The following is a 21,120-nucleotide window of genomic DNA, read 5'->3' as shown; positions in this document are numbered from 1 at the left end:
AAAGAAAAAATCATCTAAAAAACTTTCCTTAGGTGAGTACGGACGTCAGCGAACTTCGAAGAAGTTCCATGACTTAGTTTTGGACCCTGGGTTCCAAAACTCCCGAGTGCTAGAAACACAATTGTTTCTAGCACTTTTCTCACGACGGAAAGTTTTAGTAGATGATTGAATAGTTCTTACGAATAAATTTTTTAATTTTTATAGAATATATTTGATTTGTAAGGAAGAGCAGATTGTCTATGCTCTCAAGCACTCCCACGGGAGTGCTTTTGTTGTATTGATATAGTTCCCATCATTGAATTTTACAAGGATAGAAGATGAGTCCTATTAGTAATGAATGTTAATGGAGACTTCCGCAGTGAGAAAAGAGTCTGAAACATTTTCGTTTCAGACTCTCGGAAGATTTGAGACAGTGGGCTCAAATCTTAGGTATGGAATCCCAAAGGGATTCGCTACCGTCCGTCCTCACCTAAGGAAAGTCTCCGAATATAGTTCCTATTCATCTGGCCGGTATTCCAGGATATCTCCTGGCTGGCAGTCGAGTTCTTTGCAGATGGCTTCAAGGGTGGTAAAGCGGATGGCTTTGGCCTTGCCAGTCTTGAGGATGGAGAGGTTGGCAGTCGTGATGCCGATTTTGTCGGCTAGCTCATTGGATTTCATTTTCCGCTTGGCCAGCATGACATCTAGATTGACGATAATCATGGCACCCTCCTTAAATGGTTAGCTCATTTTCTTCAGCAATCTCAATCCCTCTCTCCAGAATCTTGCCAGAGACCCAGACGATTGGAACGGCAAGGAGAAGCCCTGTGTTAAAGGTAAATTGGAAAGTGAAGGGAAGGAGATAAGCATCGCCACTGGTTTCAAGTGTGCCAGACATAAAGGACAAGACCAAGAGAATCTTCCAAGCTCGGTTGCAAAGATCAATGTTGGAGTGAGAAAAGATCTTTTCTTGGTAGAGATTTTGGAGGAAGCTACGAATGGTGATGAGAAGAAAAATATAGATAGCGCTTGAGGCTAGTGGGAAGAGCAACTGCCAGAGAGGTTGCGGATGTTTGGGGAAGAGTTGGATGCCATTCACATCAAAGGACAAGCGTCCAGATTGAATGAGATCCTTAAACACTCCCATCCGGGAAAGCAGGTGGACGACCAGTGCAGCCAGGGTCATAAAGCCACAGAAGTAAATGAAAGCCGTTAAGACTTCAATGACATTTTTTAAGGTTTTTGAGTTTTTCATCGCAAGCCTCCTTAAAGTTTTTTTATTTTTCACTTATAGTATACTCCTTATAAAAAATAAGTCAATAAAAAAGTATCGAATAACGATAAATAATTTATGAATTTCAGTCAAAATTTACTTTAAATAGAATTTAAGGTATACTATTAGGTAACTACCATTTCAAGGAGGTGTTGAAATGATCAAAAAGTTAGATAAGAAATATCTTTGGATGATCATCGCTTTTGTGAGTGCAGTGGTTCTAATCGGAGGAGTCTATCTCTACTCTAGCTCCAATATTCAACCGGATCATCAAAAAGAGTTCAAACAGACTTCGAAGACCTCATCTTCATCTAAGGAAAAAGCCATCGATCTGTCTGGCGAATATGTCTCTAGTGCGCGTGATAAGGCCAAGATACAGAAAGATGGGAAATCTTGGAAAATTGATTATCAAACAGATGATGGTGCTGTTTCAGCAACGTTCTCAACGGATTTCAAAGTAGAAGGTGCCAATAAAGTTTCTACTAGTCAGATGAAAAAGTCTGATGGAAATACTGATTTCACCGTCACTGTGCGTATCTTTAAATACCAATCAGATAAGGATCCCCTCATTACGGTAACTATGTCAGATAAAGACCCCGATCATGAGATGGTCTTTGCCAATCGGAAGGATTTCTTCAAGTCGACGAATCCAGATGATGCGGTATTGGATGGGGATTTGACAACCTTCTCAGGAAGTTATTCCAATGAATCGATTGAAAAGCAGATCGCAGATTCTGGCTTTAAGTTGTATGGCTATAGTCCAGAAGATTATTATAATCATCGGACTACTGTCTTCCCTTCTATCTACTCTGATCAGGATAAGGGATGGAGCTTCTGGAGTGGAGCTAGCAATGTCCAATTTGTCCTCAATAAAGATAAGAAACCGAAGAAAGCTGGATCGACCTATCAGGTTTACTTTGTCCAAGCTGGTACAAGTGGAGAAACTCCTGGTCAGGAATTGATTGTCACCTTGATTCCTGAAAATGTTCAAGGTCCTGATGGTGTCGTGTCGCCTTTGAGACGCATCTTCTACCATCAAGCCTCCTTCCAAGCCTACCAAGACAAATGGTGGGAAGCCTATCCAGAGCCTAAGAAGGACGCAGACCTTGATATTACGGCCATCAATAGTGGAGACTTCTCAAGTCTAGCAGGGACATGGCGCAATGCTAAAGGCCAGGAGATGGTCATCCAAGAAGATGGAACTGTAAAGGGCCAAGGAAGATTAAAAGCAGTGCCGAACTCGGATAAGACAAGTAAAGTCCCTTATGTAGATCTACGTGTGGGAGAAACAGGAGTGGCAGTTGGCCTCTTTAAGATTGGTTTTGAAAATCCTGATGGAGACCAGTCAGATAAGAGCAAACCTCGCTTAGTTGTTACCCAATCAGCTGGAAACTATCCAGCAGATCAATACTTCTATCGTCAATAAGAATCAAAAAACCCAGGAAATTCAATTTCCTGGGTTTTGTTTTGGTTCAATTGTTTATCACTAGGTGCTGAAGGAGTTGATTATTTCTTACTTCAACCTGTCTCTTTAAACTTACTCTTTATGCTCAAGGAGCAGTGGGGAGGTGGTTTCGACTGCTTGTTTTCGTTTGAAAAATGCAGCCATTTGAACCAGGATACGAGGAACTGTTTGCCATTTTTTCCATGCTTGGACACGGGTATCGATGAGTTGCTTAGCTAGACGTTCCAGCATTTCCCGCTCGGTGGGGTCTAGTTCCTGAGTGTTTTGAAAGATATCTTTGATCTTGGAGAAATTTTTCAAGTTCATCAAATCGTTTATTGAAGTAATTCCTGCATCCAAGAAGAGGCCAAAGAAGGTATCGAAAAATTTCTTGAGTTGGCTGTCAGGCACTTCTTGTACCCACTGTTTTAAGGTTTGGTCCATCTGCTGGCTATCGGGACTAGTTTGATCCAGTGTCACAAATCCATCCTTTTCAACCATCCAAGTAAAGGCGTCATGCTGGGCAAAGCCACCAAAAGCTCGACTTTTGACGATCGTAGCAGGCTCAGGAACTTCCAGCATCATGCCGACGATGGATCCTTGTGGGACATAGCGATGAATGAGGTGTGCGATTCGTTGGTAGCCCTCTGTTTTGATAATGGACTTGTTGAGACCTGGAGCGTCGTAACAGTAGATGGCATCGACTTGTTTGAACAGCTGATCAGGAAGGTAGGAGCAGGCGTAGGCTGCGAGATTGCCCCCTTTGGAGTGTCCGGCTACCATGAAGTGTCCTTTTGGGAACTCCTTCATGACATGTTGTAGGTAGCTGGCTGCACGTCTCTGAGCTGGGATATGGTCCATGTAGGTCATGTGGAAGTCTTCCTTCCAACCAATCAAGGTATCATCCGTCCCTCTGAAGACAACCAAATAAACATCCATGGTGAGACGATAAGTCATGGCCGCAAACTGTTTCTGAACATCAAGGTCATATTCATCGACATAGTTGAGCAGTTTGATATTCTTAAAGCGTTTCGATGTAGCCAGCTTATCAACTAACTGCAAGTGCTGGTCCGTCACGATAAAATCGGTGGTCTGATCGACCAGCTCTGTCGCATCAGACAAGCGGACTTCAATATTGGTCGTATCTCCTTGGGGCACGATCCGATCAAAAGGAAGATAGGTCAGCTCCGTCAGAGCCAGAACATCGAGTTCCTTAAAGGGGCGATCGTAAATAGAATCATAGCTGACATGGTCTAGATAATCAAAAATCGTGGACATGGGATTCTCCTTTGTATCTGTATGTTCAGTATAGCATAAAATACCTGAAAAGCCCCTCAATAAAAATAGGAAATTGATGACCTCTATGCAATGCTGTCGAAAAATATGTATGCTTCTTGGATAATTTGATATAATGAAAGGGTAACATTCTAGTAAGAAAGAGCAGGAAAGAGCATGCATAAAATTCTTCTTGTCGAAGATGATGAAACCATTCGCCAACAAGTGAAGATCATCATGGAGCAGTGGGGCTTTGAAGTCATTGCAGTTGATGACTTTATGGATGTACTGGGTACCTTTGTCCAGACCAATCCTCATTTGATTCTGATGGATATCGGCCTTCCTCTTTATAATGGCTATCATTGGTGCCAGGAGATCCGCAAGGTGTCCAAAGTGCCGATCATGTTTTTATCCTCACGCGATCAAGCCATGGATATCGTTATGGCTATCAATATGGGAGGAGATGACTATGTGACCAAGCCATTTGATCCCAATGTCCTCCTGGCGAAAATTCAGGGACTCCTTCGCCGCTCTTATGAGTTTGGGACTGATCAAGATTTGTTAGAACACCGGGGTGCTATCCTCAATCTCAAATCCATGGATCTGGTCTACGAGGGAGAAGTGGTCAATCTAACCAAGAATGAATTTCAAATCCTTCGCATTCTGTTTGAGAAGGCTGGAAGTGTAGTGGCTCGAGATGACCTGATGAAGGAATTGTGGAACAGTGATTTCTTCATTGATGACAATACCCTTTCGGTCAATGTAGCTAGACTCCGGAAGAAACTAGAAGAAGCAGGACTGGAACATTTTATTGAAACGAAAAAAGGGATAGGATACGGGTTGAGCAATGGGTAATCGATTCTTTTTTGTTAAGCACTATCTGCTTGCTCATCGTCGTTATCTCTATTTGTTGGGATTACTCCTTTCTTCCCTCCTCTTGTTTGCCTATATTTTCGAAGGCTACCGCCATTTCCTCCTTTACCTGACGGGAATTTTGGCTTTCTTGACTCTTCTCCTTATTATTTGGGATACGGTTGCTAAGTATCAGGCTTATCAGAAGGAAGTGCTCTATGGAGAGGGGGTAGCTGAGACTCCTCTAGAAAAGGTCTTGAGTCAAAAGCTAGCAGCCAGTCAGCAAGCCCAGCGGGAGCAGACGACAGTGAGTATTGAGACCTACAATGATCTGATGGATTACTATACCCTCTGGGTCCACCAGATTAAGACCCCCATTGCGGCCAGCCAACTCTTGGTTCAAAATATAAAAGACAGCGACCTGAGAAAGCAAATGGAGCAGGAACTCTTTAAGATCGACTCTTATGCCAACGTGGTCCTCCAGTATCTGAGACTCGAAAGCTTTCACGATGATCTGGTCTTGAAGCGCGTGTCACTAGAGGACTTGGTCAAAGAAGTCGTGCGAAAGTATGCCATCTTCTTTATCCAGAAGGGCTTAACGGTGGATCTGCATGATTTAGATGCTAGGGTCATCACCGATCGCAAGTGGCTCTTGGTCATCATCGAGCAATTGCTGTCTAATAGCCTCAAGTATACCAGCACTGGCGGGATTGAGATCTATTTCAAAGACCAGACGCTTTATATGAAAGATAGTGGGATTGGAATCAAGGATAGCGACATACTCCGTGTCTTTGAGCGGGGATTCTCCGGCTACAATGGGCATTTGACCCAGCAATCTTCGGGACTAGGCCTCTATCTGTCTAAAAAGATTGCAGACCAGCTAGGGCATCAACTCCAAATGACCTCACAAGTTGGCCAAGGGACGACTGTTGCCATACGTTTTGAGGAGAAGAAATTGGTGATGGATTAGGGGAACTCGCCTATACTAATGATTCTCTCCCTAAGGTTCTCTTTTATTTGAAAATGACAAAAATGTAAGGTTAGATTTTAAAAATGAAAGGTTAGGTTATGGTGACCACCTTTTATTTTTTATACAATAGTCTCATCAAATAAAGGAGGTCAAGAAAATGAAACTCTTGAAATGGATGAAACAACCCAAAAAGATTAAGAAACCAAATAACCAAACTGATCTGGAAAAGGTAGAATTTGGTCGCAAAGTCTTGCAACAAACCCAAGAATTTTTCTTGATCTACTAGTTAAAGGAGAAAAACATGTCATTACTAGACGTTCAACATATCAAAAAAATCTACAAAACCCGCTTTCAAGGAACGCAAGTCGAAGCCTTAAAGGACATTCACTTCACCGTGGAAAAAGGGGAATACGTCGCCATCATGGGGGAATCAGGATCCGGGAAATCCACCCTTCTCAACATCCTAGCCATGCTGGATCAGCCAACCGAAGGGCGGGTCTACCTAAATAACATAGACACCTCAACCATCAAGAACAAGGATGCCTCCAGTTTCCGTCGGGAAAAACTAGGCTTTGTCTTTCAAGATTTCAATTTGTTGGATACCTTGTCTGTCAAGGACAATATCCTTCTGCCCTTGGTCCTCTCTCGTAGACCAGTCAAGGAGATGATGAGCAAGGTGGAGAGCGTCAGTCGGGAGTTGGGCATTCACCAGCTCTTAGAAAAATATCCCTACGAGATCTCTGGTGGACAAAAACAACGGGTAGCCGTAGCGCGTGCTATTATCACCTCACCTGAAATCCTACTTGCGGATGAGCCAACAGGGGCGCTGGATTCCAAGTCTTCAGCTGCGTTACTAGATGTCTTTGAAGATATCAATACCATGGGGCAAACCATCCTCATGGTGACCCATTCAACCGCAGCGGCAGCTCGGGCCAAGCGCGTGCTCTTTATCAAGGATGGGATTCTTTACAACCAGATCTTCCGTGGGGAAAAGACAGAGCGTCAGATGTTCCAAGAAATCTCGGATACCCTGACGGTCATGGCAAGTGAGGTGGAGTAGATGTTTCGGTTAACCACTAAATTAGCTTGCTCCAATCTCATCAAGAACCGCAAGCTCTATTATCCCTTTGCGATTGCTGTCATTCTTGCAGTGACCATCGCCTACCTCTTTGACTCCCTGACCTTTAATCCTCATATTCAAGATCTTCGAGGGGGCTCTTCCATAATCTTTACTCTGGTCTTGGGACTGTTCGTGGTAAATGCTGCGGGAGCTATCATCGTGCTCTATGCCAATAGCTTCGTCATGAAAAATCGCTCCAAGGAGCTGGGAATCTACAGCATGCTCGGCCTTGAGAAACGCCATCTCATCAGCATGATCTTCAAGGAACTCTTGATGTTTGGCTTTGTGACTATCTCAGCTGGTGTCTTGATTGGGGCTCTCTTTGACAAGCTGATCTTTGCCTTTCTCTTGAAACTCATGAAGATGAAGGTCCAGCTAGTATCCACCTTCCAACCTGGGATTGTGGTCTTGGTCTTTGTCACCTTTGGTCTCATCTTTGCCCTCTTGGTCTTTCTCAACGCTTGGCGGATTCTCCGTTTGAATGCCCTGCAGTTGACGCGTGAGAAGGCCAGTGGTGAGAAGAAAGCCCGCTTCTTGTGGCCCCAAACCGTACTGGGTTTAGTCTCTCTCGCTTTTGGCTATTATCTAGCGCTAGCTGTTGAAGACCCCATGTCTGCGATTGTGATCTTCTTTCTAGCCGTTATCCTGGTCATGATCGGGACCTACCTACTCTTTAATGCAGGGATCACCGTCTTCTTGCACCTGCTTAAGAAAAAGAAGAGTTACTATTACCAGCCAAACAATATGATCTCGGTCTCTAACCTCATCTATCGTATGAAGAAAAATGCAGTGGGACTTGCGACCATTGCCATCCTCTCGACCATGGTGCTGGTGACCATCTCTGCTGCAACCAACATCTATATGGGTGGTGAAATGATCAAGAAAATCATGAATCCACATGATTTTTCCATTCAAGGAAAAGGAGTGGATTTGGAGCAAATCAATCAGAAATTTGATGAATTTGCCTCTGAACACCATCTCGAGATCAAGAATCGTGACCTGATGACCTATGCTACCTTTGGGGTTGAATCACAAAAGGGTACGGATTTCACGGTCTATCCTGACGATGAACACGATGTTAGACCGCGGACAGTCTTTCTGGTCTTTGATGCAGTTAGCTATGAGCAAATGACCGGAGAACACGTTGATCTGGCCGGCAACCAAGTCCTTCTCTTTGCCCATAATAGGGCTCTGACAGGGCAGAAACAGTTCACCATCAATGGGCAAGACTTTCAAGTCAAGGAAGAAGTGACCAAGGATTTTATCACCGATCATGTCCCAAACATCTTCAATATGCTGACAGAGGATTTCAATTACCTAATCGTGCCTGACCTTTCAGCTTTTGTCGCTCAGTTTCCGAATCTTGCTGTCGTTACCCAAATCTATGGTGGTTTCAATGTCAATGTCGATGAAGACCAGCAGCTCAAGTTAGCAGCTAGTTATGACAAGATGATCGATGAATTGAGTAGCCAACAGGGCCAAGGAACATTTATCTATGGAGGTAACCGGGCCAATGATGTGACAGAGTTGAATAGCCTCTTTGGTGGCATCTTCTTTATCGGGATTTTCTTGTCACTGATCTTTATGGTCGGAACGGTCATCGTCATCTACTACAAGCAAATTTCTGAAGGCTATGAAGACCGTGACCGCTTCGTCATTCTCCAACAGGTGGGACTCGATGAACACGAGGTCAAACGGACCATCAACCGCCAAGTGCGGACCGTCTTCTTCCTTCCCCTCATCTTTGCTTTTATCCACCTGGCCTTTGCCTACCATATGATCCGCCTCATTCTCAAAGCGCTCGGTGTCATCAATAGTGGCCAAGTCCTCGTCGTGACCCTCAGTGTCTGTGCTGTCTTTCTCATCACCTACCTGATCGTCTTTTGGATCACCTCTCGGAGCTATCGTAAGATTGTGCAGATATAAGAAAAGAGAAGCTCAAATTAAATTAGAAACTTTCCTTAGGTGAGTACGGACGTCAGCGAACTTCGAAGAAGTTCCATGACTAATTATTGAGCCTAAAGTCTCAATAATTCCGAGTGCCTGAAACATGATTATTTCAGGCACTTTTCTCACAGCGGAAAGTTTCAATATACTCTAATAATAATCAGATATTATTTGGATATTTTTGCACAATAATCCAGCATAGGTTATTCAAAGAAAAGAATTGTCAATTTTTTTAGCTTGCTCATAGCGGGCTTTTTTGTACGAAAACCGACTGCGATTGTTTTTGTTTTTCAAAGGGATACACAAAAAAGACTGAACCCGTAGAGTTCAGTCTTTGTTCGCTTTCTATTAAAGTGATGTAAGGAAAGTCAATCCCCCTAGGATGACACCTGCCGAATTCGGAATAATCAAAATCCAGTCTTTTTTAGGTTCCTTTGTCCAACCATAAATAACCCAGATCAAGCAAGAAATAGCAGCTGACAAGGGTTGGAAAGGTTGGGCCTTATTTCCCTGTAAATTAGCAATAATTTGTGGGATGTAGGCAATGAAAACGATAATCCCAATAAAGGCACCGATCGAGCCAACGATTTGGTTGATTTTTTGTTTATTCATAAAATTTTACCTCTGTGTATCAAAATAGCATAAATAGAAAGATAATGCAATTAATTTGCATGCTATTCAAGATGAAAATGATTATATTTGCAAAAAAATTAGACAAAGTGTCTAAAATAATTACTAGAGAGAAGACTCTCTCGAAGAGAAATCCATCTTCCTGCAAAATCACAAGATTGTGACACTTTACAGTTCGGTAACATTTGAAAAAAGCACTTGAATTTTAAGAGGGCAAGCGCTAGAATAGTGCATACTTTAAAAAAGAAAAGGAAATGGTAGTTTCAAAATGAATGATAAACAAATGAAAATTCTTGGTTGGGTTGCGACCTTTATGTCTGTCATGATGTATGTATCTTACTTCCCACAAATCATGGATAACCTCTCAGGTCACAAAGGAAACTTTGTTCAACCTTTAGTTGCCGCTATCAACTGTAGCCTTTGGGTCTATTACGGACTCTTTAAAAAAGAACGTGATATCCCACTTGCTGCAGCCAATGCACCAGGGATCATCTTTGGTTTGATCACAGCCATCACAGCTTTATAAGAAGGAACTAGCTCCCGCAAGGAAGCTAGTTTTTTTATACCTTACAGAAATGTAAGAAATCAGGCTCAAAATGAAAGGTTAGCTTATTGTAGATCTCTCTCCAAATCGTTACAATAGAGGTGTAAAAAAGTTTTATGGATGTCAATCATATAACCGGATAGAAATGGAGAATGAAAATGGCCTTATTAGATGTACAACATGTGAAAAAAATTTACAAAACCCGCTTTCAAGGAACTCAGGTTGAAGCCTTAAAGGATATCCATTTTACCGTGGAGAAGGGGGAGTATGTCGCTATCATGGGGGAATCAGGATCCGGTAAATCGACCCTTCTCAATATCCTAGCCATGCTGGATCAGCCGACCGAAGGACGGGTCTACCTCAATGGCATGGACACCTCGACCATCAAGAACAAGGACGCGTCGAGCTTCCGTAGGGAAAAACTAGGCTTTGTCTTTCAAGATTTCAATTTGCTTGATACCTTGTCTGTCAAGGACAATATCCTTCTCCCTCTGGTCCTTTCTCGCAGACCGGTCAAGGAAATGATGAGTAAGGTCGATAGCGTCAGTCGGGAATTGGGCATCCACCAACTGCTTGAAAAATATCCCTACGAAATCTCTGGTGGGCAAAAACAACGGGTAGCCGTAGCACGGGCTATCATCACCTCGCCAGAAATCCTCCTTGCGGATGAGCCAACAGGGGCGCTAGATTCCAAATCATCTGCTGCGTTGCTCGACGTCTTTGAAGACATCAATAGCATGGGGCAAACTATTCTCATGGTGACCCACTCAACCGCAGCAGCAGCTCGGGCCAAGCGCGTGCTCTTTATCAAGGACGGGATTCTTTACAACCAGATTTTCCGTGGGGAAAAAACAGAGCGTCAGATGTTCCAAGAAATCTCAGATACCTTGACGGTCATGGCGGGAAAGGAGGATCGTGATGTTTAAATTAACAAGTAAATTAGCTCTTTCCAACCTCAAACAAAATCGCAAGCTCTATTATCCCTTTGCCTTGGCTGTTATTTTAACGACTATGATCCTTTATAGTTTTATCGCCTTGTCATCGACCCCTCATTTAGAGGATTCTTACGGAGGGGGAGCGGCGAGAACTGTTCTTGGTTTTGGTAGTTTCGTTGTCCAATTAGTCGTCATCATTTTAGTGGCTTATGCCAATGGCTACGTCATGAAAAATCGTTCCAAAGAACTGGGACTGTACAGTGTACTGGGAATGGAGAAGAAGCACCTTCTCGTCATGACCTTATGGGAATTGCTCTCCTTCTATGTTCTCACAGTTGGAGTAGGACTGGGCTTGGGACTCTTGTTTGATCGCTTGATTTTTGCCTTGCTCCTAAAATGTATGGGGCTACCAGTCGTCATTCAATCAACCTTCCAGATAGAGGCTGTTCTTAACACTTTACTTGGGTTAGCCTTAGCTTTTGGCCTCATTCTTTTGTTGAATTCTTTCCGCCTCTTGCGCTACAGTTCCCTCCACCTCATGCAACAGAAAAAGGCGGGGGAGAAGAAGGGACGCTTCTTGCTGGTTCAAACTCTGTTAGGACTAGGGCTCTTAGGAATTGCTTTTTATATAGCGCTAACCGTTGAGAGGCCAGTTGCAGCTGTCCAAGGATTCTTTATTGCCGTCATCTTGGTCATTCTAGCGACTTATCTCTTATTCAACGCAGGCTCGATTACCTTCTTAAGATTTCTCAAAGGTCGGAAATCCTATTATTACAAGCCAGAGAATTTTATATCTGTCTCCAACTTAATAGCTCGGATGCGAAAAAATGCAGCGGGCCTTGCGACGATTAGTATTCTATCCACCATGGTCTTAGTCACCTTAACCGGGTCGCTCAATATCTTTATTGGAGGGCAGAATTACCTAGATACTGTTTACCCTTCGGATTACATGATTAGTGTGGGGCATATGCCTTCAGATGCTGAGACAGAACCGGTTATCAAGGATGTTCAAGCTCAAATTAAGAAAACAGCCGATGCGACGAATCTGTCCGATTATCAGGTGGCACAGACAACATACTGGTCGGCTGAAATTCGAAAGATTGATGGAAGGAGCTTAGAGGTGAATGACCAGTCCACTCCATCAACTGGTCAGGAGTTGAAGACAGAGGGAACAGTCTACTTTTTTGATCAGGCGACTTATGAACAACTGACCGGTCAAAAAGTTGAGCTTGGGGAAAATGAAATCCTAGCCTATGGGTATCAGTATCCTGGAAGATTAGACGCACAATTAGAAATCAATGGGAAGACCTTCACAATTAAAGAAAAACTAAACTCCAATTTTATCCAAGGGAAACTCCCTCAATCCGACCTGTTTCAACACCAAATGGGCTTGTATCTGGTCCTCCCTGACTTGAACCAACTGGGACTAAAAGTTGATAAAAATTTGGAATTCGCTATTACTGCAAAAGATAAAGAGAATCAAGATTTCATCAGTGGCTTGATCAAAGACCTTTATTCGACAGACAAAATGAGTCAATATGGTGCGACTTTCTTTGGTGGATTTGAACGATACAGCATAGAGAAGGAGTGGCGTGAAACAGCAGGGACTCTCCTCTTTATTGGGATTTTCCTATCGGTCATCTTTCTATTAGCTACAGTACTCGTCATTTACTACAAACAGATTTCAGAGGGTCATGAGGATCGGGATAATTTTGTGATCTTGCAACAAGTAGGATTGGACCAAAAGCAAACCGGCACCACCATTCGCAAACAGATTCTCACTGTCTTCTTCCTTCCATTATTCTTCTCCTTCCTATACCTAGGAGTGGCCTACAAGATGATTGCAAAGATCGTTGCCATCTTAGGAGCGACCAATGCGGGACTGGTCCTTCAAACAACTCTTTCCATCTGCGCTGTCTTTTTCATCTCTTATGTCCTCGTCTTTCTTCTGACTTCTAGAAGTTATCGGAAGATTGTCGTGAGATAGCGTTTGATACGATGGAAGCTTAGGAAAATAGGTGAAAAAGAAATTAACTGGAACACTTTTTTCAACCAAAAACACCGAGGATTTGATCCTCGGTGTTTTTATCGTGATTATTTCACGTGTTCTGCAAGTTCTTCTTGCGCTTTTTTATTGGATTCTTCTTTTTTCTTCAACCAATTCTTATAAGCTTTGTCGTAGTCAGCCGTTGTGACTGTATCACTTTGTAATTCCATGTACTTGTAGTAGCTAGCCCCGTCTTTGATACCAATCAAGGAGAAGGCTTTTGTAAATGGTTTGATCTTCGTGATAGAAGGGACAGCACCCTTAGAGTAGACAGGAAGTGCAAAGGCATTGTCTGTCAACCAAGCTTGAGCAACAGCATATTTTTCATAACGAGTTTTGGTATCCAATTGTTCCGCATTGGCATCATCCAATAGTTGTTTGTACTCGTTCAAACCTAGTTTTTCAATTAGGGCTTGGTCAGTTGACGGATTGATTCCCATTCCTGCTAAGGCTGAACCATCGACTGGATTGAAGATATCCAAGTAAGTTGATGGGTCTTGGAAGTCAGGTCCCCAACCAGCGATATCCATATCAAAGTCTTTTTGATCAGGACTTTGAGCGAAGTAGGTTGCATTGTCCGCATCTTCCGTAGACATTTTCTGAACATCCACGACAACATTTTCTTTTCCTAATGTTTTTTCGATGGAGTCTTTCATTGAATCAGCTTGTTGCACAATGCTAGCAGAAGATTGGTCAACTACATAGTCGATGTGGATTGGGAATTGAACACCTTGTGCTTGGAGCTCTTCTTTGGCTTTAGCAAATTGTGCTTTGGCCTTGTCCGCATTGAACATGCTATCTTGCGCATCAGCTAGGCTGACATCCTTCCAATCATCTCCTGTTGCAGCAAGTTTTTCTTCAACAACAGTACCGAAGTCTTTGTTGTTTACTTGCACAAATGTTGGAGGTACAAGAAGCGTACGAAGAGTTTTGCTAGCCCCATCTTTCCCGTTTGATTGGGCACTTAGAGAAGTACGATCAAGGGCAAAGTTGATGGCTTGACGGAAGTTTTTGTTTTGAAGAGCTGTTTTGGTTTGGTTCTTCTGGTCGTCTGTTGTTTTCTCAGTATGACCGTAGTTTTGACGGTTTACGTTGAAGTAGACATAGTAGACAGTCGCATCTTGTGGTGAATAAACGATATTGTCCTTGAATTTTTTCTCAATCGTACTGAAAGTTGAGCTCGTTGGGAAGAGACGCGCTGTGGTCAAGTTTCCATCAGAGAAGTTACGAGCTAGGTAGTCTTGGTCAGAACCATCGAAGTAGGTCAATTTGATATCATCAATCTTCACATTGTCTTTGTCGTAGTAATTCTCATTTTTAGTGAATTCCATCAAAGATTTGGAAGTGAAGGATTTCAAGTAGTAAGGACCGTTGTAGAGGATTCCAGAAGGTTTGACGCTACCGAAGTCTTTCCCTGCAGACTTGAGGAATTTTTCATTGACGGGCATCATGGTTGAAGTCGTCAATTTAGAATTCCAGAAGGACTCAGGTTGAGCCAAGGTGTATTGGAGGGTATGATCATCAACGGCTTTGACCCCAACTTTAGAGAAGTCTGTATTTTTACCAGTGACATAGTCATCCAGGCCGGCTACTGAGTTTTGAACCAAGTAGAGGGCATCTGACTTGTTGTCCGCTACGTATTTCAGAGAAGTGACGAAGTCCTGTGCAGTGACATCTGCATATTCGTTCCCTTCTGAGTCATACCATTTTGCATCTTTACGAAGTTTGTAAGTATAAGTCAATCCATCCTTAGAAACAGACCAATCTTCTGCTAGAGCAGGGACCAAGTTACCGTATTGGTCGTTTTCAAAAAGTCCATCTACTAAGTTAGTTGTGACATCACTTGTTGTTGAACGGTTTGAAAGGAGGTAGTTCAAAGAGTCTGGATCAGTGCTATACACGTATGAAAAAGTGTTCGTCTGAGAAGACTTTGCAGATGATCCACAAGAAGCAAGGAACAGGGCTGAAGCAGCCGTGATACCTGCAAGGAAAGATAGTTTAGATTTTTTCATCACTTATCTCCTTTAATAAAGATTTTGTATTATTATACACCTTTTTTTATAAAAAGCAAATTTTTTTTGAAATTAATTGTATATTTAGTCATATTGTTATAATTTATTGAGTTTTATTCAAAATTTTTCACTATTATGCTTTACAAACTAGCTTGGGAGGAGTATACTAATAATGAAAGAGCTAGTATGTAAAACAAACTAGCTAAAAAGAGGCTGTATAGAAAGGGGTAGCAGGATGAAAGAGTCGCAATTGCTCAAGGGTGTCCTGGAAGGTTGTGTTTTAGAAATTATTTCAAAAAAATCTATTTATGGCTATGAATTGATCCAAAGTCTTAAGGAAACCGGCTTTGATAAGATTGTTGCGGGGACCGTTTATCCCTTGCTTCAGAAGCTAGAGAAGCAGGGAGTCATAGTAGGAGAGATGAGGCCCTCTCCGGATGGACCTGATCGCAAATATTTCTCTCTAACCATGGAAGGAAGAGAGCGCCTAGAGGAATTTTGGAACCAGTGGCAGGATCTGGTCATTAAAGTAGAACGCGTGAAAAAGGAGGGGGAAGCATGATCGAAGATTATACAGAAAAAATGTCAGCCGAATTGATGCACCTGAATAAGGACAATCAATCCTATATGAAAAAAGTGATAGCTTATATTGGAGTGAAGTCTTATTTTTATGATGATGAGCTACTGGGTGAACAGCTCTACAATATGGTTTGCGATTTAAAAGTTGCTGAGAAAGAGGGCAATCGGGCAGTGGATTATTTTGGAAAGGATCCAAGGGCCATGATGGACCAAGTTCTCTCGGAGTTACCTAGACGCAGGCTAGGTTCTTGTGTGGGGTTATTCTTGATTCTTGGAACGATTTTCGTTGGCATGCGGTTTGTAATGGATTTTGCCTGGATGCTGCCACTAGTGATTGCTCCCTTAACATACCTGCTAGATCTACTTATTTTCTTTGTGTACAGTCAATTTATGATGTGGCTTTGGTCCAAGCAGAGCTATGGGGAAATCAAGTGGCCTTGGGCTCTTGTTATCAGTGTGATTAGCTTGATCCTGTCTCCTAGGATAGAGCGCGTGTTTTCTGACCATTTGAGTCTGAATCGAAGTATCCTTTTGCCAGATGGTTGGGCGATTGTTCTGGCTTTTCTGGTTCTTCTTGGATTTACGATCATGACCTATAGAAATCAAGGACGGCTTGCTGTTAGCCTACTGGTCATGGGGGTGACTTTCTTTGTAACTGGATGCTGTGTTCGCTTTGTGAATCCAGGAACTGCTAATGTATTACGCTGGCTACTCCCTCTAATAGGACTAGTCTTGTCCTTCATTGTATTTCGTCTCCAAAGAAAGGGGGAAACATCATGACATCAGCTATTTATTATGAAGAAACGCAGGCCTTGATGCAAACCTTTAGCCAGGAGGACCAAGCTTATTTCCAAGATCTCTGGGATTATTTCAATTTTGCTGGCTTCTTATATGAGGAAAAAGCTTTAAGAGAGCAGGTCTATAATCTAGCGCTTGATTTTGCGCAAGCAAGTGGAGATGGATTGACGGCCAAGGACTATTTTGGACAGGATCCTAAGGGAATGGCAGACCTAATCATTGAGAATATGCCTAAAGAATCTACGCGGTCTGTTCTGAAGTATGGGGCGATTGTCTCGGGAATTGTGATTTTTTATCGCCTCTTAAGTGAGTTTGCCTCGCAAGCAGTCCTGGTTCTTAAGCCCCTCGTCTATCTAACGGATAGTATTTTGGGACTTTTAGCCGTTGGGTTACTATTTTATCTCCTACGTCGCCTTATTTTTGCAGAAGAAAAGTTAAAAAAAGCACTCTATGTGGCAGTCGTTCTCGTCCTTGGGATCTATTTCATCAGTGAAATAGTAGGGGTCCGTTTCTTGCCAGCTTTTGCCTGGTTGACGGTACCTAGTCCATGGGATACTTTCCTCATTACAGGAGCTTCTGCAGGTCTTATCCTGTGGCAGTGGAAAGAAGAGTTTGCTCGTGCCTTCATCTTTCCTATTCTGTCCTTCTTAGTAGTGGGATTCTTGCATCGCTGGACTTTGGCGCAAGGGATTCAGAATCCTAGTATGACTATCCTCCTGCCAACAGCTGTCATTGTTTTTGGGCTAGTTATATACTATTTGTTTACCATTCGGGCCTTGAAAAAGAATAAGACAGAAAATGGTAAATAGAGTGAAAAGGGGGAGGAAGTTCCCCTTGTACTGTTGAAAAGCAACGAGGATGCTTGATTTTTGTTATAATGAAAGGGAGTATAAATCAAAGGAGAAGATGATGACATTCGAAGAAATCTTGCCTGGACTAAAGGCAAAAAAGAAATATGTGCGTACGGGTTGGGGCGGATCAGAGAACTATGTCCAGCTTTTCGATACCATCGAGCAAAATGGAGTGGCTCTAGAAGTGACGCCTTATTTTCTCATTAACGTATCTGGTGAAGGCGAAGGCTTTTCCATGTGGAGTCCAACTCCTTGTGATGTCTTAGCGACAGACTGGGTGGAAGTTCATGACTAAAGGGGTCTTGATTACAGGCGTTAGCTCCGGGATTGGTCTGGCTCAAGCCCGTCTCTTTCTAGAAAAGGGCTACCAGGTCTATGGGGTGGACCAGGGAGCTGCTCCCCAGTTGCCAGGTGAGTTTCACTTCTTGCAGCGGGACTTGACCCTAGATTTGACGCCGATTTTTGACTGGTGTCCTGAGGTCGACGTCTTGTGCAATACGGCTGGGGTATTGGATGACTACAAACCACTTCTTGAGCAAAGCGCTCAGGAGATTCAGGAGATCTTTGAGATCAACTATGTGACTCCGGTAGAATTGACACGGTATTATCTGACTCAAATGTTGGAGAAGAAGCAAGGAATCATCATCAATATGTGCTCCATTGCTTCTAGCCTAGCAGGAGGTGGCGGTCACGCTTATACTTCCTCCAAGCATGCTCTAGCAGGCTTTACCAAACAGCTGGCCTTGGATTATGCAGAAGCTGGGATTCAGGTCTTTGGCATTGCTCCTGGAGCTGTCAAAACGGCTATGACCGCTGCGGACTTTGAGCCAGGCGGCCTAGCAGACTGGGTGGCTAGCGAGACCCCTATCAAACGCTGGATAGAGCCAGAAGAAGTGGCAGAAGTCAGCCTCTTTTTGGCAAGCGGAAAGGCGACAGCTATGCAAGGACAGATCCTGACGATTGATGGTGGTTGGAGTTTGAAGTAAGGGCTGAAATAAGCAAAAAAGATAAGAATGAAATGAGTCTAGTTGAACAGCTGGACTCATTTTCTATTTTAGCTTTATGGAAAGGGAATCTTATGGTATGATAGCCTAAAAGGGACCTGTAATATGGAGGTCAAATAAAAAAAGCCTTTGGGAAGAGAGACTCAAAAGGAGACGAGATGCTAGTATTAACAGACACAGATCCAGCTATTTCAAGCGAAGATTTTTTACAATTTGAGGAGATTCTTGGAAAGAAATTGCCGGAAGCCATGAAGGATTTTTATCTCAAGTACAACGGTGGCCAGCCCCAAGTAAGGGGTGTTCACGATGACTGTCATCTCTTTCCTTTCAATTCCTTTGATTCACTTGAGGAGATGAAGAAGTCTTTTACCTGGTTTGACGATGAGGCTGTGCCTGAGGGATTTAAGGCCGCAGATCTTCTCCATTTTGCCTATGATCCTGGATCGGGTAACTATGCTCTTTCTCTAAGGGCAGAGGATTATGGCAAGGTGTATTTCTATGTTCTAGAAGAAACAGCTGAGATCTACGGTCAATGGGCTTCTTTTGAGGAATTTTTGAACTCTTTTGTTGAAGAGTGAGATTAAAAAGGAGAAGGGATGCGGAAATACCAAGAACTTTCACTAGAGCAGATAATTAAGCAGGTGCGAGCGAATCAATTATCTTCAGATGATTTTTGCCTCTATGGCAAGGAGGATGGAGAACTGGCACTAGATAGCCTCTATTGGGTATCCGATTATCCGGATGTCGTGGAAGACTCTGATGTCTACCCGACGGATGTAGCGGAGCAAGATCTCCAGCTAGTCTACTATGGAGAGCAGTTGATTGATGTTCTTGCAGTCGCACTTGAGGAAAAGCCAGATGCTAGTCACAATGACTTGGTCGAGGCTTTGAATTATTATCAGCAGCATGATTGCTTTATGAAATTTGAAGATTAGCTAGGCCGATTAGAGAACTGGCATCCGAAAGGAGGAAAGATAGTGATGAGAGAATATAAATTTGATATCCATAACGAGATGAATGTAGCAATTCCAGAGGAAAAGGAAAAAGTTTGCCTTGCTTTAAGTGATTCTTTAGAGGTTGTCAATGAGGAGTTGACTTCGTCTTATAAAGCAAAACTCGACCATCTACTGGATCAATCATCAGTATGGTATCCAAAAGCTTTGGAAAAAATTCAGGAGGAATTTACAGATCTATCACATGCAAGAATCCTTTCCATTTTTATCTTGTCTGAACAAAGTGACGTTGACTTAATTTTCGGCTTGGAATTTGGACTGAGAGAGGATTCGGAGCATGGTAGAGGACTTAAATTCTCCCTCAATAGTTTTGAAATTTTAGAATATGGTATAGGGGAAGTCGCTTACTACTAGGTCTAGTCGATAACAAAAGAAGCACTAGAAAATGGAGCAGGATATGGTTGAGAAAGATGGGATTATCATAAAGGATGGCCAGGTCATCCTAAACAGTGGTGAGAAGCTATCGATTGAAAATCTAATAGAGGAAGCGAGTAGGATTCGTTTCATTAGTAATCAGCACTTTAAGGATACAAGCATCAGTATACTAGAGGGTTCACGAGTCATATTTGAAAACTGTATCTTTGAGAATGTCGTTTTTGAAAACTGCGATTTAAGGGACATCGGCTTTAAAAATCATACAGTTATTCGAAACTGTACTTTCAAAAGCTGCAATTTAAAGGGAACATTATTTTATGACAGTCACATAATATCGTCTACCTTCCTTTCTTGTCAGATGAAGCGTCCTCTTTTAGAGAATGTCAGCGAGATGAGAGATTGTCTCTTTAAAAAGTGTAGGATGAACGATATTTTCTTTCCTCTACCAGAATTTCAGCAGAATAAAATTGTTGGAAAACTGTCTGAATGTACCTTTGGGTCGAAAACAAAGAAAGTAGAAAAGTTATATGCAGATCTATCAGAGGCTCATCTCAGTTTTGTCGAGTTTACAAGGTGTGATTTGACAGAGACCATTTGTCCCTCGGATCCAGATATTCTCTATATAAAAAATCTGAGTGAACGGTCAAAGAAGGCTCAGGAAAAAATTGCGACAATCCAAGATGATAGAAAAAGGCAGGCCCTTTCTATTTATACAGAAAGTTGGATGAATGAAAAGTATGTGGATTACTTGATGAGTCGCAAAGATTACAAATGGGCCTGGGATGATTATTTTGAGGATGTGTCTAGGTGTTTGGGACTTGAATGGAAGTAACTAGCTCTTGTTTGAAAAATGACTGAGATAATTGCCAATAGGTAAGCAAAAAAAGGGAGATCGGATAGAGAAATGACAGTCAATATCAATGAATTAGTGAAGGAGCAAGGTTTTTGTGTGGTGCCTACAGAGGAGAAACCATTTAGTTTGGATGAGGTCCGTTTCAACCTTTTGGCATATTTAGAGGATTATTCTAAAATGGGATTTTCTTTTGTTAAAGCAGGTGACGAACTAGTCGAACTCAGGAGAAAGCAAGAGGTCTATAGGCTTTTTGGTCAGTGTTTTTTAGGTGCTTTTGTAATAGGAGAAGAGAAGCAGATCTTCTTGCTTTGCAATCGAGAAGGAAGGGAAATTTTTCAAGAATCGAAGGTTTATGTCAATTCTTCCTTACATACTTTTGTTTCCTCTTATTCGCTCTTTCTATCAAGCATCTTTCTTTTGAAAGCAAAGTTTTATGAGATTGAGCAAGATGAAGTCGAAGAAATTGCAGCACACTTGAAGGATCAAGTACTTGCCTTAGAAAAGCCCCTTGAACAAGAAGTTCCTTTCTGGGAGCACATGGCCTATTTGATAGAAGACGATGGAATTGTTCTAAGAGATGATCTCTTTCATATCTTAAATAAAGAGCAGTAGGACTTGG

The 21,120-nt window shown here is 42.5% G+C and carries 24 protein-coding genes; 19 read left to right on the top strand and 5 right to left on the bottom strand.

The genetic code is table 11. From position 1 onward, the window contains the following. Positions 1–495: 495 nt before the first annotated feature. Positions 496–702: a helix-turn-helix domain-containing protein gene (locus ADF75_RS07935; RefSeq protein ID WP_003006064.1), complete on the bottom strand. Its 207-nt coding sequence runs from the start codon at positions 700–702 to the stop codon at positions 496–498. Positions 703–712: 10 nt separating this feature from the next. Further along, the gene (locus ADF75_RS07930; protein ID WP_048789744.1) at positions 713–1,234 is read right to left on the bottom strand and encodes a DUF2975 domain-containing protein; all 522 of its coding nucleotides are present in this window, start codon (positions 1,232–1,234) and stop codon (positions 713–715) included. Positions 1,235–1,409: 175 nt separating this feature from the next. On the opposite strand from ADF75_RS07930, the gene ADF75_RS07925 reads away from it, so the two are divergent. Further along, the gene (locus ADF75_RS07925) at positions 1,410–2,678 is read left to right on the top strand and encodes a DUF6287 domain-containing protein (protein WP_048789743.1); all 1,269 of its coding nucleotides are present in this window, start codon (positions 1,410–1,412) and stop codon (positions 2,676–2,678) included. Positions 2,679–2,789: 111 nt separating this feature from the next. Here ADF75_RS07925 and ADF75_RS07920 read toward each other — a convergent pair whose 3' ends face one another. After that, positions 2,790–3,974: a DUF2974 domain-containing protein gene (locus ADF75_RS07920; protein WP_048789742.1), complete on the bottom strand. Its 1,185-nt coding sequence runs from the start codon at positions 3,972–3,974 to the stop codon at positions 2,790–2,792. Positions 3,975–4,148: 174 nt separating this feature from the next. Here ADF75_RS07920 and ADF75_RS07915 point away from each other — a divergent pair, with 174 nt between their 5' ends. The 5 genes from ADF75_RS07915 (at position 4,149) to ADF75_RS07900 (ending at position 8,839) form a co-directional block, all read left to right on the top strand. Next, positions 4,149–4,826, top strand: a complete 678-nt coding sequence (locus ADF75_RS07915) for a response regulator transcription factor (protein ID WP_048789741.1) — start codon at positions 4,149–4,151, stop codon at positions 4,824–4,826. Further along, complete coding sequence (locus tag ADF75_RS07910; protein WP_048789740.1) at positions 4,819–5,793, top strand: sensor histidine kinase; 975 nt, start codon at positions 4,819–4,821, stop codon at positions 5,791–5,793. Before ADF75_RS07915 ends, ADF75_RS07910 begins: the two co-directional genes overlap by 8 nt. Before the next feature lie 157 nt (positions 5,794–5,950). Further along, entirely contained in the window at positions 5,951–6,079 is a 129-nt protein-coding gene (locus ADF75_RS10885; RefSeq protein WP_267913801.1) for a hypothetical protein, read from the top strand. A gap of 15 nt (positions 6,080–6,094) precedes the next feature. Further along, positions 6,095–6,853, top strand: a complete 759-nt coding sequence (locus ADF75_RS07905) for an ABC transporter ATP-binding protein (protein WP_048789739.1) — start codon at positions 6,095–6,097, stop codon at positions 6,851–6,853. Further along, on the top strand, positions 6,854–8,839 hold the full coding sequence (locus tag ADF75_RS07900; protein WP_048789738.1) for an ABC transporter permease: 1,986 nt from the start codon (positions 6,854–6,856) through the stop codon (positions 8,837–8,839). It abuts the gene before it with no gap. Positions 8,840–9,208: 369 nt separating this feature from the next. Here the strand turns inward: ADF75_RS07900 and ADF75_RS07895 are convergent, their stop codons facing one another. Beyond that, the gene (locus ADF75_RS07895; protein WP_003012241.1) at positions 9,209–9,472 is read right to left on the bottom strand and encodes a SemiSWEET family transporter; all 264 of its coding nucleotides are present in this window, start codon (positions 9,470–9,472) and stop codon (positions 9,209–9,211) included. Between the two features lie 286 nt (positions 9,473–9,758). Between ADF75_RS07895 and ADF75_RS07890 the strand changes: the two genes are divergently transcribed. The 3 genes from ADF75_RS07890 to ADF75_RS07880 all read left to right on the top strand — a co-directional run bounded on the left by ADF75_RS07890 (position 9,759) and on the right by ADF75_RS07880 (position 12,956). Next, positions 9,759–10,016, top strand: coding sequence for a SemiSWEET family transporter (locus ADF75_RS07890; RefSeq protein WP_048789737.1), 258 nt, complete (start codon positions 9,759–9,761; stop codon positions 10,014–10,016). Positions 10,017–10,192: 176 nt separating this feature from the next. Then, a complete protein-coding gene (locus ADF75_RS07885) occupies positions 10,193–10,960 on the top strand; it encodes an ABC transporter ATP-binding protein (protein WP_023022533.1) in 768 nt (255 codons plus the stop codon). Further along, positions 10,953–12,956, top strand: coding sequence for an FtsX-like permease family protein (locus tag ADF75_RS07880; protein WP_048789736.1), 2,004 nt, complete (start codon positions 10,953–10,955; stop codon positions 12,954–12,956). Before ADF75_RS07885 ends, ADF75_RS07880 begins: the two co-directional genes overlap by 8 nt. A 107-nt stretch (positions 12,957–13,063) precedes the next feature. Here ADF75_RS07880 and ADF75_RS07875 read toward each other — a convergent pair whose 3' ends face one another. Then, a complete protein-coding gene (locus tag ADF75_RS07875; protein WP_048789735.1) occupies positions 13,064–15,028 on the bottom strand; it encodes a peptide ABC transporter substrate-binding protein in 1,965 nt (654 codons plus the stop codon). A 235-nt stretch (positions 15,029–15,263) separates the two neighbouring features. On the opposite strand from ADF75_RS07875, the gene ADF75_RS07870 reads away from it, so the two are divergent. The 10 genes from ADF75_RS07870 to ADF75_RS07825 all read left to right on the top strand — a co-directional run bounded on the left by ADF75_RS07870 (position 15,264) and on the right by ADF75_RS07825 (position 21,113). After that, complete coding sequence (locus ADF75_RS07870; RefSeq protein ID WP_048789734.1) at positions 15,264–15,590, top strand: PadR family transcriptional regulator; 327 nt, start codon at positions 15,264–15,266, stop codon at positions 15,588–15,590. Then, a complete protein-coding gene (locus ADF75_RS07865) occupies positions 15,587–16,387 on the top strand; it encodes a hypothetical protein (RefSeq protein WP_048789733.1) in 801 nt (266 codons plus the stop codon). Before ADF75_RS07870 ends, ADF75_RS07865 begins: the two co-directional genes overlap by 4 nt. Then, complete coding sequence (locus tag ADF75_RS07860; protein WP_048789732.1) at positions 16,384–17,214, top strand: hypothetical protein; 831 nt, start codon at positions 16,384–16,386, stop codon at positions 17,212–17,214. The genes ADF75_RS07865 and ADF75_RS07860 overlap by 4 nt, the downstream gene beginning before the upstream one ends. Before the next feature lie 100 nt (positions 17,215–17,314). Beyond that, the gene (locus tag ADF75_RS07855; protein WP_048789731.1) at positions 17,315–17,551 is read left to right on the top strand and encodes a DUF2829 domain-containing protein; all 237 of its coding nucleotides are present in this window, start codon (positions 17,315–17,317) and stop codon (positions 17,549–17,551) included. Continuing rightward, complete coding sequence (locus ADF75_RS07850) at positions 17,544–18,242, top strand: 3-oxoacyl-ACP reductase (RefSeq protein WP_048789730.1); 699 nt, start codon at positions 17,544–17,546, stop codon at positions 18,240–18,242. The genes ADF75_RS07855 and ADF75_RS07850 overlap by 8 nt, the downstream gene beginning before the upstream one ends. A gap of 176 nt (positions 18,243–18,418) precedes the next feature. Beyond that, the gene (locus tag ADF75_RS07845) at positions 18,419–18,838 is read left to right on the top strand and encodes an SMI1/KNR4 family protein (RefSeq protein ID WP_048789729.1); all 420 of its coding nucleotides are present in this window, start codon (positions 18,419–18,421) and stop codon (positions 18,836–18,838) included. An 18-nt stretch (positions 18,839–18,856) separates the two neighbouring features. After that, the gene (locus ADF75_RS07840) at positions 18,857–19,195 is read left to right on the top strand and encodes a DUF7716 domain-containing protein (protein WP_048789728.1); all 339 of its coding nucleotides are present in this window, start codon (positions 18,857–18,859) and stop codon (positions 19,193–19,195) included. A gap of 45 nt (positions 19,196–19,240) precedes the next feature. Beyond that, positions 19,241–19,627 (top strand): hypothetical protein, encoded by a 387-nt coding sequence (locus ADF75_RS07835; RefSeq protein ID WP_048789727.1) that lies wholly within the window; start codon positions 19,241–19,243, stop codon positions 19,625–19,627. A 43-nt stretch (positions 19,628–19,670) separates the two neighbouring features. Beyond that, a complete protein-coding gene (locus ADF75_RS07830) occupies positions 19,671–20,480 on the top strand; it encodes a pentapeptide repeat-containing protein (protein WP_048789726.1) in 810 nt (269 codons plus the stop codon). Between the two features lie 72 nt (positions 20,481–20,552). Next, entirely contained in the window at positions 20,553–21,113 is a 561-nt protein-coding gene (locus tag ADF75_RS07825) for an immunity protein (RefSeq protein WP_048691821.1), read from the top strand. The last annotated feature ends 7 nt before the right edge of the window (positions 21,114–21,120 follow it).

It is taken from the genome of Streptococcus sp. 1171_SSPC (genome assembly GCF_001069335.1).
In the GTDB taxonomy this organism is placed as follows: Bacteria; Bacillota; Bacilli; order Lactobacillales; family Streptococcaceae; genus Streptococcus; species Streptococcus xiaochunlingii.
The sequence above is the reverse complement of the archived record's forward strand: the minus strand, read 5'-3'. Positions and strand labels throughout refer to the sequence as shown.